We start from the raw sequence: 15,626 nt of genomic DNA, 5'->3' as shown, positions 1-15,626 counted from the left end.
ATAAGACAATAAAATCGCAAGACGAGATTATCGCCTCAAAAGATAAGTTTATAGATCATTTAAGTAAATAGTATTTGACTAACGTAATTTTGTTTTAATTTCCTCTTTATATGTCGTCGTTTTTTTTCGAGGCGCAAAAATAATAAAAAAATAACAACTTAAATAATTGATTATTCAATACATAACGATATATTAAAAGTTTTTCATTTCAATAGCCTGTTACTTAAATTATTAACACTTAAATTATTTCAATTTAATATGAACTACATCAGTAATATTCTGTTCAAGAATAGCTTTATGAAAATTTGTGTCAGTGACAAGATTTATAAATGGAATCAATCCTTTGGTATTGTCGCAAAAACTTACAGTATTACCAATCGTTGTATATATGTAACTTTTTAGTGCTTCTGAATAGATTCTTTTAGGATATTTTCTCTCGATTCGTTGTATATATATTCCGATATCTAAATTCGGAGATAAATGAACATATGTAGAATAAAACAGTTCACATGACAACTTATTAATTATGAAGTTTTTATTTTTAACATAAATAATAGCGATAAAAGGCTCTCCATTAAAAAGATTATCTTCTATGATACCAATAGGTAATGTTTTCTTACTCATCACATACTCATCACATATGGAATAATTCTGAACTTCTATTGTTGCGAGACAAATAAAAGAATTAACGCTGTCTAGTGATTGAAATCTTTTTCCTGTTCCAAATGGATTATAATATTTGTAGGGGGGAGTATTTTTGGGAAGTTTCCTTAAATATGAGCCATCTTTATGATAGGTCATTTCAATATTATTAGAGGTAAATGTTTGCTGGTCGCAATTAGGATGATTATAGCTTATTCCCGTATCTCCACATGTAATTGAAGGTTTTTTAGTAAAGCTAAGTTTTAGATCAGGATTAGCATCAGTACCTATATTTGTTACGTTAACTAATAATTTCTTTACTTTGTTATACTCGAAGTGAAAAGTAAATCTTTTATTCATATTTTCTGATTTTTAGGAAAAAATAGTTTTAGAGTAAAAGTAGAAATAGTATTTTAATTATTCAGCTATCAATGAAGTTTAGATTGTCTTTTTCTGACAATCCGAACTTAATGATATTATAATGTCTATAAATCAAATATTTACAAAAAAAATATTGTGCCGTTATTATGTATTTTGGGGTCTTTTAAAGACATATTTATGTCATTACCCCCTTTTTTCTGATCGTTTGCATATCCGTACACGCAATTAAAAACCGCGTTTTGACTATCCATTTGACACCCCATTCGACGCCCCATTGAGAGAAAAAGGGCTTTTTCGTCGATCGTTCAAACATTGTTCAAATGCTATTCAAACGCCGATTAAACACCTTCTTTTTACGATTACTAAAACACAAAAGGCGCTCATTAATCAAAACTTAAACACCTAGACACAAAAAAAGAGGCACAAAGCCCCTCGTTTACTCGCCTCACATGACAATCATATGCTATAAACATGACATTAGTATCATTCAAAATAAAATAGCCTCACACTCGAAATATATCCGAAACCCTTTATTTATGAGGCTTTCAAGCTACACACAAGGGCGCGGCGTTTTGTATTTTTCTTTTTAACCCCCATAAAACAAAACTAATTTATGAGAAAATTGGAGATTTTGAAATTGATTCTGCTAGATTTATTTACCAAGAAGAAAAATTAATAGTTTCTAGAGAAAAAATAGATAATCTCGTTATATCTAAGATTAGTAAAAATGATATTCTTGAATATATAATCGCTTCTGTAGAAGACAGATTAGATAATGAATTTTATAGTTATTATGTATTCTTCAACAATAACACAGACAAACTTATTGATGTTGAGAGTGCGACAAAAAAGCACATTTCAAGTTTGGCAAAAAAAAGAGGGTTATCTAATCCAGCGATAGAAATTGAAACATGGCAGATGTATTTATATAATGGTTCAGGTAAGTATCATTATTCAATACCCTATTTTAGTGAACATACAGAAAGTCAAAATATGAATGCTGTTAATGATTATAGATACAATCCATTGGGAAATTTTGATTATTGCAAATTTGATTTAAACTCTATATATAACAATGGAATTTTTGTTAAAAACGAAGACTATTCTATTGGTTTCCTGAATGATTACTATACTAGATATACTAGTTTAAATATATTAGAATATTCCCTTAATATCAAAGAAAGTTTAGAGTTAGATGTATCTAGACATAGTTTTAATAGACAAGATGAAATAGAAGAAGTACATTGTGCTATAATTAAAGCCATGCATATAGCTGCTTACAAGGAGTTCAATTTAAATATCAAGGAAAAAGATGTATTAAAATCTTTTATATTGAAGCATTATCCAGAAGACTCTAAATATTTAAAAGAAATTGAATGGGATTAATTTAACACTCGTCAGATTATCCACTATCTTGGCGAAATAAAAGGAGAAATAATCACCAATGTTACTTTTACTTACTTTCCAAAGTAGAAAGTAACTACAAAGCGCAAATAAGTACACCTATAGTCCACCTTAAAACACATAACTACTTGATATAATGCATAAATTAATTTTCTGTATCGGCAAATGATAACTAATCAACATTAATAGATATTACCTATAATGTATAACTAAGTTGCTATTTTATAGCGACTTTTTCTTTTCTATTTTTATCTTTGGAGATCAATATTAATGAATTATGTGACAGTTTTTCTGTCACAATTGTACCGTTTTTGTCAAAATACAAAATAGGCATAATTTTTGTTCATAGATAATATATAATTACAACACTGTGCAACACCATGCAACATGGTGCAACAAAAACAGGGAGAAATAAAGGAGAAATTATGAGTAGTAAAATGCAAATAAAGAAGAAATGCGAGTGCTGTGGAAAAACTTTCACTGCACAAAAAACGACTACACGTTATTGTTCGCATAAGTGCAACTCCAAAGCATACAAGCAAGGTAAGAGACAGTTCAAGATGGTAGGTATAAATTACTCTACCATGCAGGAGATACAAAAGATAAGTGATAAATACGATAAAATAAAAGATAAGGAATATCTCTCGGTATCAGAGACCGCTTTTCTGCTTGGTATTGAGCGAACAACCGTTTACCGTTATTTGCACAGAGGTAATCTTAAAGCTGTACAGATGGATGGTAAAACATTTATCCGAAAAGCGGACATAGATAATATGTTTGACAATGTTGAGGAGTATGAATATAGAGCCAAGCCAAGTAAAGAGCCAAAACCATTAACCGAATTATATACAGTAGCCGAGATTAAAGATAAATTCAATATCAAAGAATCATGGCTCTATAAGATTGCCCGAGAAAACAATATCCCTAAAACATTGATACGAGGTAAATCATATTTCAGTAAAGAGCATATCGATAAATATTTTGAAAAGAAAGGCTTTAACGAAAGTCAGGATATTAAAGAATGGTATTCGGTAGAAGATATTCAAGAGAAGTATAATCTCTCAACGGCAGCCATATACAGTTTTGTATCCGAGCAGAATATTCCACGAAAGAAAGACGGACGTAAAGTGCTGTATTCAAAGAAAGACTTCGACATAGCCAAAGGTTACGAGCAACCCAAAGAAGCCGAATATTATACCACAGAAGAAGCCATGCAAAAGTATAACCTCACTCGTGATGCTCTCTATCATTATGTGAAGTATCATAATATACCTAAAGTAAAAGAAGGGCGATATGTAAAAATATCAAAGCCTGATTTAGATAAATTGTTTCAACCTCAAATAACTCTGTAACTATGGGAGTAAGCAAAGTAGCACTTCGACAGCGTGATATTACAGCAGGAAGAAAAAGTCTGTATCTCGACTATTATCCTGCCATTCGTGACCCTCATTCGATGAAGATGATACGAAGGGAATATTTAGGTATCTATATTTATGGACGACCACGCAACGAAATTGAAAAGGAGTATAATAATGAGATGCTGATGAAAGCCGAAGTTATCCGCAGCATGAGAGTACAGGCAATAATTAATGAGGAATATGGTTTTCTGGATAAGAATAAAAAGAAAGTCGACTTTCTCGCTTATTACAAACTCAAAGCCGAAAAGAAAGACCAGAAGTGGATGAAAGTCTATCAGCACTTTTCCAATTTTGTCAAAGGCAAATGTACCTTTGGTGATATAAACGTAGACTTGTGCAACCGCTTTCGGGATTATCTGATGGATGCAAAACAACTGAAGCACAAAGATCTTCGCATATCGCAAAATTCAGCATCAGGATATTTCTCCACATTCAGAGCCTTACTGAAAATAGCATACAAAGAAAAGTTTTTCAGAGAGAACCTCAATGAATATCTGGACTCAATCGATACCACAGATGTAAAGAAAGAATACCTGACTTTGGACGAATTAAAAACATTAGCCAATACACCTTGCGACTTCCCTATATTGAAATCTGCATCTATATTTTCGTGTATGACAGGTTTACGGATAAGTGATGTCCTAAAATTGGATTGGAAAGAAATACTTCCTGCTTCCGATGGTGGTTATTGTATGCGTTTAAGAACCGAAAAGACAGAAACTGAAACCACCTTACCCATTAGCGATGAAGCATTGGAGTTATGCGGAGAAAGAGGCAAAGGTAAAGTATTCAAGGGACTAACAAAGTCCATGACTCAACAACCTCTGAAAGATTGGGTGTCCAATGCAGGGATAACAAAGCATATTACATTTCACTGTTTTCGCCATACTTTTGCTACCTTGCAGGTTGCTTTAGGTACTGATATCTATACTGTGAGTAAGATGCTTACTCATAAAAATGTATCTACAACACAGATTTATGCTGACTTGGTAAATGCAAAGAAAAGGGAGTCGGCTAATAAGATAAGTTTGAGATAATTAAATAAATGGCTATGGATGAAGAATTTTATGTAAAAGAGTGGTGGCAAAAAAATCGAAAGAAATATAATATAGCATTAATTATTTCTGGATTTTTAGGATTTATTAGCTATTGTATTGTTGGGGGAATTCTTATTCCTGCTCCGTATTTTGAAGTAACAATCTTTACTATATTATTTCAGGGAATTGGATATTTGATTATGATGGGTATAGCGAATATATTATATTCATTACTAATGGTTTTTGACTTGTCTTTGAATAAAATGGAGGAAAATAATCTTTGTCACAAAATAATATATTATGGATATTTTATTATTTCATGTTTGCTCCCATTCTCCATCTCAATATTACTTATTATATTTTATCATGATGGGTATCCACAAGAAATGATGCATGATTACTATTTGCCGTAACTAAAAATGAAAAAACATAGATCAATGAATAAAGAAGAAATAAGAATAAATAAAACTCAGTCTGATAATCAAGCAACAGGACTATTGCGTGTGATAAAAGATTACACCTATGCTTTAGATACATTAGACAGATACGATTTTCAAAAACTCGAAATAGAAAAGACTACTACAGAAGAATCTTTCAAAGCCAACTATGACAATGCTATGGAGGCTATTCATGTGCTTAGAGATAAGTTCGGAAGCGGAGGCTTATTCGGAAACGAAAAAGACCAATCATTCAAAAGTTCTATCAGTACCATTTATCAAACTTTTGGAGGAGAAGAACTATATCCCAGCATAGAAGAAAAAGCCTCTATGTTATTGTATTTGGTTACTAAAAACCATTCGTTTAGTGATGGCAACAAGCGTATTGCCGCATTTCTGTTCCTGTGGTTTTTAGAGAATAACGGTATTTTATATAGAAGTGATAGTACCAGACTTATCGAGAATAATACACTTGTTGCACTTACTTTGATGATTGCCGAAAGCCGAACCGAAGAAAAAGATATGATGGTAAAAGTTGTTGTTAATCTGATTAATAAGAATAACTAAATATGGATTTTAAAGCTAGGCTTTCGCAACGTATAGGAATGGACGATATCAATGAGATACTTCGTCTGACTCATGATAGCGACAGCCGAAAACAAGAATTATATGACTTAGTGATTGGTGACGATGAAGCCATCGGGTATCATGCCGCTTGGATATTTACCCATTTTTCGACACAGGATAACGAGTGGCTATACAAGAAGCAAGATCAATTGATTGATAATGTACTAGTCTGCAAGCATGGAGGAAAACGGAGAGTAATGCTCAATTTGCTTTACAGACAGCCATTTCCGAATCCGCCAAGAGTAGATTTTCTGGATTTCTGTTTAGAGGGAATGATGTCTAATCAGGAATTGCCCGGAGTAAAATCGCTTTGTATGAAAATCGCTTACGAATTATGCCGTCCCATTCCTGAGTTAGTGCAAGAATTGAAAACAATGCTTGCAATGATGGAAGGCGATTTAGTTCCATCTATACGAGCCGTCCGAAAGAATATTCTAAAGGCAATGCAAAAAGGAAAGAGTTTACAGAAATATTAAAGTTGACAATATGAATTACAAAGACCCTGAAAATATATTACTCATTATATGCGGAAGCACGGGAATCGCTGCACTTGCATTAATATTTCGCTATCTCTTTATTGCAAAGTGGGGATTTGATGATTTCGGGGCAAACCTTGTGTTCATTATTATATTCGTAGTCGGATTAGTCTTTTTCATTTCTTATCTCGAAATCATTCAGAAAGTTATCCCTCCATTATTCAAAAGACGAAAACAAGTAATAGAAAATCAGGATATAATAGCCGAATCCAATACGGTTGAAGTTGTTGAACCTGCCATTGAGTCAGAGCCAGAAGAACCTATCGAAAATGAAGCACCTCTTATTAATGAACTTGATGTAATAAGGGAAAAGCACGAGCAGGACGAAATTATAAGAAAACGAGAAGTGCTTGAAGTTGCTATTCAATATACAAGAACAACTTTTGCACCATTTGCGGATGATCAGAATATAAACCGCAAATGTGAATATATTATTCAATATTCTACAGGAACTGAACTAAAGGATGTAGAACCCGTAAGAGTGAAAGATTTACAAAACATAGATTTATACCATTTCGGTTGGAATATCTGGAATCATTTTCGGATAAATAAGCAGGACGATATAGCCTTATTCCTTAAAATCGTTTATGCTAAGAATCTTAAAGATGTTGATACTGATACTATAAGAAAGAAACTAACTTTTAATGAAGGGAAGTTTAAAATTTTAAAAATAGATACATTGACAAACTAATCATTAAAGTTATCATATTGTTCATTACACTCTATTAAAACAATTGATGTTGCTCCTAAATCATCTTTACTTGAGTCATTGTTAACATAATCATTATTTCCTCTATCTAGATGATTATGTAAATTCTGAAGAATAGAATTGTCTATATCGGATTTATAAAAGCAACAACCATCATGTTTATATGCTTGCTGTCTTGTGAAATCATTTAACCCAATATTTTTACGTCTAGAGACTACTGATTTAGCAATTTCTATTAAATCCCAAATCATTTTCGTCCAATCATCATTTGTTTTACTAGGATCTCCTTCAAATGTTCTACCAGATTTAAATTTCAAAAAATTAATAAGCTCACTCGTCAATTTATTATTCATATTAAGAGGATTAGAAGGAATAGAACACCCCATTGAAAACGGTTTTCTAACCCAAGGTAGTTTATATCCTCTAGCATTATTAATCATTAGGTATTGAGCTCCATCATTTATCGTTTTAGGAATAATAGACCTTGCTATCCCGTTTAACTTACCTGCACGTTTATAGGTGAAATCAGGCCATTTTGTATAAAGTTCTAATTGATGCAAATCGGTCGCAGCGATTATAGCTGATGTATTTATGGACATCTTAGCCTGTAATAATAATGAATTAAGTTCTATATTTCCCATCCTATCAGTGTAGATATAGACAAATAAGATATCACCTAATTCAGGACATTTGCTATGTCTTATATCGACAATAGGCTTTTGATGACAATAGATACTTGTAACCGCAAACTTATTCTTTGGAAAAGTGGTTTTGAGTAAATTAAATAAGGAAGGTGTAAAATTAAGACAAAGAGACGCAATAAAATCTGGTTCTTCTGGTGATTTAATTGATTTCTTTTTTACAAAAGAAACCGAACTTTCAACAGCCTTATGCATCTTTTTTAAAAGTACTAAACGTTTTTTATTTACTTCGATAACATTCATCTTATATTTAATTGTTTTCTAGGTAGATAATGGGTTCTTCTCTATGTATCTCTTTTGTACCCTCAATTGGGAAAGAGAACCAATATCTATCAACAGGATTTTCATCAGATACTATATGTAAAAGATTGGAAATGAAATAAGAAAATGACAGATTCTCTAAATTATACTTAATATAACAAGGTGAATTTCTGGGTACTGGAGGTATTAAACCATCAGGGTTTTCCCAAAATCGTATAAATTTATTAGGTCCAAGTGAAATGTGATTAACGAGTCCCCTTGAAGTTCTTAATGCTTCTGCAATTCTATTCGCATTAAAATCTCCATTATAGCCAAATGAAAATAATCCTATAAATTTCTTTCGATGAACTCCATTATCAACAAATGATTCAAAATCTCTTAATCCGTTTAACTTTTCAATTATTTTATTAAATGAGTTATCATTATCTCTACTATAATTGATAATATTAGCTTTCACTTCAATAACTGCTCTAACTGCATTTTCAGTTAAAATGACGAAATCCCCTTCTCTAAAAATAACAGGAGTCTTATCTTCATATATTATTATATCAAGTTGATGAGATATCCGGCTATCCCGGCCATTGATATAATCATTATTTGCAAGAATAAAACCTGTTCCTATTTTTAAATTTGTAGGAAGAAACTGTGAAATAATCTTACTTAAAATTGCTTCTTTATATCTACCTTCTTCCCCCCAATTTGCATTTCCAATTAAATCTCTTACTCTATCTTTAGTTATATCTAATTCTCTGGTTATAGATTCTTGAAATCTTCGAATGTTTTGATTAGGCATAATTTTTATGTATTAGATTAATGTTATATCTTACCCTCTCTCCCCATAATCCCTAATTTTCTCCTCACAAATCCTTTTAGTTATATCCCTCAATAACTCCACTTTCGGAACCAACGCATCAATATCCTCTTTCGTTACCACAAAATCAGGATCGTAGCGACCGTTTACATAAGCAGCTTTAACAAGTTCGAAAAGGCGTTTTTCTTCGGGAGTATCTTGTGGAAAAACTTTTATAAACTCGACTGAATATTTCTTTACTGAGTTTAATAGCTTTGATAGATTATGTTGTTTGGGATTCTCTAATGTGAAAACTAAGCGAATGGCATAAATATAACTTTCACAGGCTTGATGAAGCATAAAAGATGATTTTTTATACCATTTTTTGCTATAATTAAAATTAGCATTTTCTAGAAATTCATTAGCACTTTGAAATTTGTCATTAAAATATTCCTCAGCTTGTTGCTTTATTTCTTCAAAGCTAAGTTTGCGTCTTCGGGCAAGTTTGTGTTTTCCGCTATCATATAATATAACACCTTCTTGTTTTATTTGGGTGTAAAAATACCTACCTTCTTTCAGATATTTGTTTAGCTTTTTCATATCCTCACTGATAAACTGAACGGGAGGCTGTCGATCTGGGTCTTTTGCCCTATCGTAGTACAAATCTTCTATATTACCGAGAGCTTTGATTGCTACTCCGTCCGAAACTCCGCTCGTAACAACCAATATATCATAGTCGCTCACGTAGAACTGTATTTTGCCAAATTCATATTTCTCATCATACGCCACATAATCATTACGGGCATAGCTTCCAAAAAGGATAATCATTTCGGTATGCTTGATCCGTGTCAGGATAGATTCAACAATGTAATGCAAATCTCGCTGATTGGCTGATGGTAGATATGATATTGACTTTTTCATTCGGACTTTATTTATAATCTTAAAGTTAAGAACATAAAGATATACAAAATAGGAAAATAGAAATTAACTTTTCATACTTAATTGTATATTTGTGTCAACATCCTGTTATTGTTGGTTGGGTTTTAGATGCTGACTGACGAATGAAAACCGCAGTGATATAAATTATCACTTAATTTTTATATCTGCTAATAACGACTTGCAATTCTAATCTTTAGGGTAACACGCCATTGACAGTCTGTTCTTACCCAATAAAATAGGGTATTCCATATTGTTGTCAAATCATGTTTTCGCTTGTGTTCTTGTGGTAACAAAACTTTTTCTATATATTGTCACTGGGTTTTCGTTAAATCTGTCAGATACATTTCTTATTAGTTTAATCACTTCAAAGAAATGACCCGCTGATTAAATACAAAAACTCTTGTATTATTTTTCTTCTACAAAATTTAAACAGACTCTAACTCTATGGAAACAAATGTTTTTGAACTTAGTACAGCGCAATTGAAAGAAATTGCTTTAGATTTGAAGGATAAGGTAGAAAAAGGATTACAGAGTGATAATACCGAGATTCTCTGTCTGCCTACCTATGTATATCCACCTAAAGAAGGAGGAGAGGGTAAATCTGTCGTTTTAGATTTGGGAGGAACTAATTATCGTACTGCTAAAGTCGAAATACAAGGGGGCGAAACTATCATAACTCCTAAAAGCGGTTGGGAAAAAGACCTTTCGGTGATGAAAACTCCCGGTTATACCAAAGAACAATTGTTTGCCGAGCAAGCAAACCTGATCAACAAGATTGAGTTACCTGATAATTCTGCTATCGGATATTGTTTCTCATATCCTGCCAAATGCGAAACGGATGGTGATGCTACGTTATTGCGTTGGACTAAAGGTGTAAATATAGACAAGATGGTGGGCAAACCTATCGGCAAAGATTTGTTAGATTATTTAAACGATCTTAGTAAAGTTCAGTTCAAAAGCATAAAGGTTATCAACGATACGGTAGCTAGTCTGTTGGCTGGGCTTTCACGCAAAGATAAGTGTGACGCTTATATAGGGCTTATAGTGGGTACGGGTACAAATATGGCATTCCTGGCTCGTGAAAATAAAATAGCCAAGCTCAATAAGCCCGATAGTCAGAATATGATTCCTGTTAATCTTGAATCAGGTAACTTTTTCCCTTCGTATCTCACCGAGTACGACAGTGTTGTAGACAGAGGCGAAGGCGAAGTTCCCGGCTCACAACGTTTCGAGAAGGCAGTATCTGGTATGTATTTGGGTAAGGTGTTCAGAGCCGTTTATCCGAATGATGGCTATGACACATCGTTTGACGGAAAGAGCCTGACCGATTTGATTAACAGCTCTACTCCCAAACGTAAGGGCCATGTATCGGTTGCACGATGGATATACGAACGTTCAGCCAAATTGGTTGCTGCTTCTCTGGCAGGCTTAATTGCTGTTCAGGTGATGCACGATCCCTCTATCAAAACTATACGGGTAGTTGCCGAAGGAAGCCTTTTTTGGAGCGTGATGGAACGTGTAAACGAGAATGACTTCCACACAATAGTTGCTAAAGTGCTGAGAGATCTGTTAGATGAAATGGATTTAGGTTACGTAGAAGTGTATATTGCGGGTATTAAGAATGCTAACTTAATAGGCTCGGCTATTGCGGCATTATCGTAACTTTATAGGATAGGAATTCGTTTACCTCAAAGAAGTAATTACTCATCTAAGCTCATAATTAATAAGTTCAAAATCTGGGCTAGCTAGTTCTATTCTTTTTTGACATATTGTGAATCCAATACTCTCATACATTCGTTGTGCAGGTATAAGATCACTATTTGTGGTTACAATAATTTTCTGCGGATTATTTTGGACAATTCTATTAATCGTTTCTTGAAGTTGGATTTTACCATATCCACAGCCTTTATATCTTGAAGCGATACAGTTATGTCCAATTTCGGTATATTCAGGCATTTTTCTTGGATCCCATGAAACAAATCCGATAGCTTCATCATTTAGTGTTGTAATAAATCCACACTTATCTGCAATTTGCAAGTTATCAAAGAAAAAGTTATCGAAAAATAGCCAATCAGAATTGCATATTCGTTCATATTTACAATCAAATGAATATGCATTTTTCAATAAGTCAAAAAGTATTCCTCGATTAAAATCGCTTATCTTTTTAAATTTAATATTCATATATGAAATTTTCTTTTACAAATAAAGAATGGAACTTATCCAATAGGTTAAATACTATATTTTGTTTTTTCTCCATATAGTAAAGCTTTCACCCCCCTCTTCCCATATCCTTTAATCTTTTTTTTGCAAAAATCTTTTTGTCAAATATCGACGAACTGGTTCATCATAAAGTTTCAAACAGGCATAGGCCAACAGAATACTTCCTATAAGTAAAGCTAGAGCTCCGGGTAAAGACTCACTAAATGTAAGATTCTCGTTTTTAACCCATGCATAATACAGATAAATGAAAGGATAATGTACCATATACAAAGGATAAGATATATCACCTAAAAATTTACATATGCGAATTGTATATTTATCTGTAGTTTTGCCCGAAGCACCTAAAAAAACGATAAGCGGAAAGAATACGGCAAAACACAGCGTGTCATACAAACCATTCATCCAAAAATGCTCTGCTCCTCCTATACGGGGAACAGACAACAGAAGAATTATAGACAAGCTACACAACCAAAAAGCTCCCTTTATATTAATTGCCTTGAAGATACGGGATAAGAGTAAACCTGCTGAAAACGAGAAAAGCAAGCGGAGAAAGCCGCCTGTAAATTCAGTCCCTGTCAATTGAAATCCGGCACAAATATCTCCGTAAGGCCCGAATATAGCAAAAGTGGCCAATCCACAACCTGCTACAACAACTAATACTGTCAATGCTATGGTAGAAAATTTGCGAATAAATAGTGCATACAGGATATACCCAATATATTCAAAAAATAAAGACCACGTAGGTCCATTCAATGGGTACATTTCTCCTACACCCCTAATTTCCGAACCCGGCGAAACTGGTATCATCATGGAATTCAATAGTGTAGCTATCAAAAGTGCAGGTACCGCAACTAGTGATACATCCCATACTGAGCATCCCTGAAAATAAAACATACAAGCACCTATAATAGCTCCTATGATAACCATCGGTTGGAGACGTATAATTCTGCGTTTGACAAAATCTTTTGTTTTCATGGTTTTCCAACGATCATCATAAGCATACCCTATAACAAATCCTGATAATATAAAGAAAAAATCCACTGCCAGATAGCCATGGTTTATACTTTGATCCAAATGGCTTGTTGCAAATGCTTCAAATAAATGAAAACAAACCACTGTAATAGCAGCTATTCCACGCAATCCATTAAGAATATTATAGTGTGGTTTTGTATCTGCAAATGCAGCGGATGAAATTTGTTTTTCTAACATGAAAATTATGTATTGATTGTCCGGTTTCTCGTTATTTTTTTCACGCAAAATTAAATTCTGCAGCAGGTTCTATAAATTAAATCTGACAAATATAATAAATAATCTTAAAAGGAAGATTATGCCATTTCTTCATATGCCTTAAGCAATCCACCTGATAAATTCGCGCTGTTGTATCCCTTAGCAATTTTGGCCTTTGGAACAAGAACATCAATATCCTCTTTTGCAACTATAAAATTGGAAGCGTGATGTCAATTGACATAGTTTTTAGTTGTAACTTGATAATTTGAAACTAAAATAAGTAATAGACTTACCCTAAACTAAAGTAGTATACAAACATGCATTTTTAATACACCAAGCCATTCTCTCGCTGTTTTAACTATGTATTGCAAGAAGAAAATATAATCACTAACGATCCGTCTAATAGTTTAAGATAAATTAATTTTAACTCAGGAAATCAGTTTACTTTTTCATTTTATTCTATAACTTGCACACAGAAAATATATAAATCATTTCCTTACTGATAAAATATGTTGGACCGCGAGAGTAATCAAATTGATTGGAACTTACTAGCAAAATTGAGAGAAGATTGTAAAGACTCTTTTTCTGTCATTTTTAAAAAATACTACAAAGATTTAGTCCTCTACGCCGGAAACATAATTCGTGACCAATTATTTTGTGAAGATGTAGTTCAAAATATATTACTTACAATCTGGAACGAAAGACATACACTCATAATTGAGACCTCTTTACGTGCTTACTTATTAACCTCCGTGCGCAATAAATGCCTCGATGAATTGCGACACCGTAAAATAGTAAGAAACTATGAGACACAACCTTATGATAATTTGCAATATAATGATACTTTTGACTATATATTGTATTCCGATCTCTATCAGCACCTTCAGAGGGCAATAGATATGTTACCCGAGAAACAACGTGAAGCATTTCTCTTGAACAGAATACAAGATGTAAAATATAAAGATATAGCAAAGCAACTAAATGTATCGCAACGAACAGTTGAGGATCGCATTAGCAAAGCTTTGGCAAGTTTAAGGATCGAACTTAAAGATTTTCTCATTATACTTTTAATTTATGTTATTTTATCTATAAATTAATGAGGTCACTTTATATCCGAACGTCTTAAGCATATAGAATTATCGACAGCCAAGAAGAATAAAAAATGGAAAAGGAACAAATAAGTATAATCATCTCAAAATATCTATCCAATCAAGCAACACAAGAAGAGATAGATATACTTGCTGATTGGATTGAAAAAGACAAAGAACACTTAACCGAATTTAAACATTTAAAAAATATATGGGAGGTTGCTAATCCGGCTTTCGATCCTGACACCATAAATGTAGATCAAGCATATAGAAATATAAATTTGAAATTTAGTACTCCTATAAAAACCTCAACATCTATTATTTACTACTGGAAAAAAATAGCAGCCGTAATTGCCATACCATTAATGATGCTAGTGGGATACCTATCTTACGAGAACTATAATAATAAAGAATCAATCATATATCAGGAAGTATTCACCGCATATGGCAGCAAATCATTGATCCATCTCCCCGATAGTTCGAAAGTATGGCTGAATGCAGGCAGTACACTCAAATTCCCAACGGTTTTTAAAGGTGACGAACGTAGTGTTCACTTACAAGGAGAAGCTTTTTTTGAAGTAGAGTCCGATAAAGAACACCCTTTTATCGTATATACCGATAAGATGGCAATAAAAGCAACAGGAACAGCATTTAATGTAGAGGCTTATACCAATGATCAGAATACAGCAGTTACATTGGTAAACGGTAAAGTTAATCTGTTGTTCGACAATACCGATAAATTGCTTAATCCGGGCCAAAGAATAGATTATGACAAAAACAATGAAACGTACGAAATTCGCAATACCGACACCTATAAATGGTGCTCGTGGAAAGACGGCATACACGCCTTCAGGGATGATTCACTCGAATTTGTTTTCAAACGATTAGGACAAATATATAATGTGGAGTTTGTCGTAAAAGACAAAGAAATAAGCGAATATGTGTATAGAGCTACATTCCAGAACGAATCTTTAGATCAAATACTTAACTTGTTACAGTCAAGTGCACCAATTTATTTCGAGAAGAAAGTAAATGAGGCTAAAGATAACAATTATCAGAATAAACAAAGGATCGAAGTACGCCGCTCTAAATAAACATACTAACACAAAGTAGACCCTCATTTTAAAATTTTTCTTGAAAATATAATAAAGACGTCTGTGGTATTTCATTCCACAGACGTCTTTATTATGTACGTGCAGAAATTATCTT

The 15,626-nt window shown here is 33.1% G+C and carries 15 protein-coding genes and 1 pseudogene; 10 read left to right on the top strand and 6 right to left on the bottom strand.

Translation table 11 applies throughout. The annotated features are described in order from the left end of the window. Positions 1–243 precede the first annotated feature (243 nt). The gene (locus G7Y57_RS06835) at positions 244–1,002 is read right to left on the bottom strand and encodes a hypothetical protein (protein ID WP_165021458.1); all 759 of its coding nucleotides are present in this window, start codon (positions 1,000–1,002) and stop codon (positions 244–246) included. Between the two features lie 885 nt (positions 1,003–1,887). Between G7Y57_RS06835 and G7Y57_RS06830 the strand changes: the two genes are divergently transcribed. From G7Y57_RS06830 to G7Y57_RS06800, 7 genes and pseudogenes are all read left to right on the top strand, one after another. Beyond that, positions 1,888–2,409, top strand: a complete 522-nt coding sequence (locus G7Y57_RS06830) for a hypothetical protein (RefSeq protein ID WP_165021457.1) — start codon at positions 1,888–1,890, stop codon at positions 2,407–2,409. 443 nt (positions 2,410–2,852) lie between these two features. Beyond that, positions 2,853–3,779: a helix-turn-helix domain-containing protein gene (locus tag G7Y57_RS06825; protein WP_165021456.1), complete on the top strand. Its 927-nt coding sequence runs from the start codon at positions 2,853–2,855 to the stop codon at positions 3,777–3,779. 2 nt (positions 3,780–3,781) lie between these two features. Further along, positions 3,782–4,882 carry a site-specific integrase gene (locus G7Y57_RS06820; protein ID WP_165021455.1) on the top strand — a complete coding sequence of 367 codons (1,101 nt, stop codon included), beginning with the start codon at positions 3,782–3,784 and terminating at the stop codon, positions 4,880–4,882. 14 nt (positions 4,883–4,896) lie between these two features. Beyond that, the gene (locus G7Y57_RS06815) at positions 4,897–5,295 is read left to right on the top strand and encodes a hypothetical protein (protein ID WP_165021454.1); all 399 of its coding nucleotides are present in this window, start codon (positions 4,897–4,899) and stop codon (positions 5,293–5,295) included. 72 nt (positions 5,296–5,367) lie between these two features. Then, positions 5,368–5,886, top strand: a pseudogene (locus tag G7Y57_RS06810) (type II toxin-antitoxin system death-on-curing family toxin); the annotation flags it as partial. A gap of 2 nt (positions 5,887–5,888) precedes the next feature. Next, positions 5,889–6,422 carry a hypothetical protein gene (locus G7Y57_RS06805; protein WP_165021453.1) on the top strand — a complete coding sequence of 178 codons (534 nt, stop codon included), beginning with the start codon at positions 5,889–5,891 and terminating at the stop codon, positions 6,420–6,422. A 10-nt stretch (positions 6,423–6,432) separates the two neighbouring features. After that, entirely contained in the window at positions 6,433–7,173 is a 741-nt protein-coding gene (locus tag G7Y57_RS06800) for a hypothetical protein (RefSeq protein ID WP_165021452.1), read from the top strand. Here G7Y57_RS06800 and G7Y57_RS06795 read toward each other — a convergent pair. Genes G7Y57_RS06795 through G7Y57_RS06785 form a run of 3 tightly spaced genes read right to left on the bottom strand, consistent with a single transcriptional unit; the run spans position 7,170 to position 9,864 of the window. Next, the gene (locus tag G7Y57_RS06795) at positions 7,170–8,135 is read right to left on the bottom strand and encodes a hypothetical protein (RefSeq protein ID WP_165021451.1); all 966 of its coding nucleotides are present in this window, start codon (positions 8,133–8,135) and stop codon (positions 7,170–7,172) included. The two genes, G7Y57_RS06800 and G7Y57_RS06795, sit on opposite strands and share 4 nt — an antisense overlap. Positions 8,136–8,142: 7 nt before the next feature. After that, entirely contained in the window at positions 8,143–8,946 is an 804-nt protein-coding gene (locus G7Y57_RS06790; RefSeq protein WP_165021450.1) for a DUF6602 domain-containing protein, read from the bottom strand. A 30-nt stretch (positions 8,947–8,976) separates the two neighbouring features. Next, positions 8,977–9,864 carry a HEPN domain-containing protein gene (locus G7Y57_RS06785; RefSeq protein WP_165021449.1) on the bottom strand — a complete coding sequence of 296 codons (888 nt, stop codon included), beginning with the start codon at positions 9,862–9,864 and terminating at the stop codon, positions 8,977–8,979. A 462-nt stretch (positions 9,865–10,326) separates the two neighbouring features. Here G7Y57_RS06785 and G7Y57_RS06780 point away from each other — a divergent pair, with 462 nt between their 5' ends. Further along, positions 10,327–11,544 (top strand): hexokinase, encoded by a 1,218-nt coding sequence (locus tag G7Y57_RS06780; protein ID WP_165021448.1) that lies wholly within the window; start codon positions 10,327–10,329, stop codon positions 11,542–11,544. Positions 11,545–11,586: 42 nt separating this feature from the next. Here G7Y57_RS06780 and G7Y57_RS06775 read toward each other — a convergent pair whose 3' ends face one another. Together G7Y57_RS06775 and G7Y57_RS06770 are read right to left on the bottom strand one after the other, a co-directional pair. Next, the gene (locus G7Y57_RS06775; protein ID WP_165021447.1) at positions 11,587–12,063 is read right to left on the bottom strand and encodes a GNAT family N-acetyltransferase; all 477 of its coding nucleotides are present in this window, start codon (positions 12,061–12,063) and stop codon (positions 11,587–11,589) included. Positions 12,064–12,174: 111 nt separating this feature from the next. Next, entirely contained in the window at positions 12,175–13,311 is a 1,137-nt protein-coding gene (locus tag G7Y57_RS06770) for an acyltransferase family protein (protein ID WP_165021446.1), read from the bottom strand. A gap of 527 nt (positions 13,312–13,838) precedes the next feature. On the opposite strand from G7Y57_RS06770, the gene G7Y57_RS06765 reads away from it, so the two are divergent. Both G7Y57_RS06765 and G7Y57_RS06760 read left to right on the top strand, forming a co-directional pair. Further along, positions 13,839–14,426, top strand: coding sequence for an RNA polymerase sigma-70 factor (locus G7Y57_RS06765; RefSeq protein ID WP_165021445.1), 588 nt, complete (start codon positions 13,839–13,841; stop codon positions 14,424–14,426). A gap of 65 nt (positions 14,427–14,491) precedes the next feature. Beyond that, on the top strand, positions 14,492–15,511 hold the full coding sequence (locus G7Y57_RS06760) for a FecR domain-containing protein (RefSeq protein ID WP_165021444.1): 1,020 nt from the start codon (positions 14,492–14,494) through the stop codon (positions 15,509–15,511). Positions 15,512–15,626 lie beyond the last annotated feature (115 nt).

Origin of the sequence: Dysgonomonas sp. ZJ279, assembly GCF_011039205.1 — a bacterium.
Taxonomy (GTDB): domain Bacteria; phylum Bacteroidota; class Bacteroidia; order Bacteroidales; family Dysgonomonadaceae; genus Dysgonomonas.
The sequence above is the reverse complement of the archived record's forward strand: the minus strand, read 5'-3'. Positions and strand labels throughout refer to the sequence as shown.

What these genes read in the sequence shown, in the direction of transcription:
- G7Y57_RS06805 (WP_165021453.1), top strand. Translation starts at nt 5,889, where the DNA reads ATGGATTTTAAAGCTAGGCTTTCGCAACGTATAGGAATGGACGATATC.
- G7Y57_RS06815 (WP_165021454.1), top strand. Translation starts at nt 4,897, where the DNA reads ATGGATGAAGAATTTTATGTAAAAGAGTGGTGGCAAAAAAATCGAAAG.
- G7Y57_RS06825 (WP_165021456.1), top strand. Translation starts at nt 2,853, where the DNA reads ATGAGTAGTAAAATGCAAATAAAGAAGAAATGCGAGTGCTGTGGAAAA.
- G7Y57_RS06765 (WP_165021445.1), top strand. Translation starts at nt 13,839, where the DNA reads ATGTTGGACCGCGAGAGTAATCAAATTGATTGGAACTTACTAGCAAAA.
- G7Y57_RS06760 (WP_165021444.1), top strand. Translation starts at nt 14,492, where the DNA reads ATGGAAAAGGAACAAATAAGTATAATCATCTCAAAATATCTATCCAAT.
- G7Y57_RS06800 (WP_165021452.1), top strand. Translation starts at nt 6,433, where the DNA reads ATGAATTACAAAGACCCTGAAAATATATTACTCATTATATGCGGAAGC.
- G7Y57_RS06770 (WP_165021446.1), bottom strand. Translation starts at nt 13,311, where the DNA reads ATGTTAGAAAAACAAATTTCATCCGCTGCATTTGCAGATACAAAACCA.
- G7Y57_RS06820 (WP_165021455.1), top strand. Translation starts at nt 3,782, where the DNA reads ATGGGAGTAAGCAAAGTAGCACTTCGACAGCGTGATATTACAGCAGGA.
- G7Y57_RS06835 (WP_165021458.1), bottom strand. Translation starts at nt 1,002, where the DNA reads ATGAATAAAAGATTTACTTTTCACTTCGAGTATAACAAAGTAAAGAAA.
- G7Y57_RS06785 (WP_165021449.1), bottom strand. Translation starts at nt 9,864, where the DNA reads ATGAAAAAGTCAATATCATATCTACCATCAGCCAATCAGCGAGATTTG.
- G7Y57_RS06795 (WP_165021451.1), bottom strand. Translation starts at nt 8,135, where the DNA reads ATGAATGTTATCGAAGTAAATAAAAAACGTTTAGTACTTTTAAAAAAG.
- G7Y57_RS06780 (WP_165021448.1), top strand. Translation starts at nt 10,327, where the DNA reads ATGGAAACAAATGTTTTTGAACTTAGTACAGCGCAATTGAAAGAAATT.
- G7Y57_RS06790 (WP_165021450.1), bottom strand. Translation starts at nt 8,946, where the DNA reads ATGCCTAATCAAAACATTCGAAGATTTCAAGAATCTATAACCAGAGAA.
- G7Y57_RS06775 (WP_165021447.1), bottom strand. Translation starts at nt 12,063, where the DNA reads ATGAATATTAAATTTAAAAAGATAAGCGATTTTAATCGAGGAATACTT.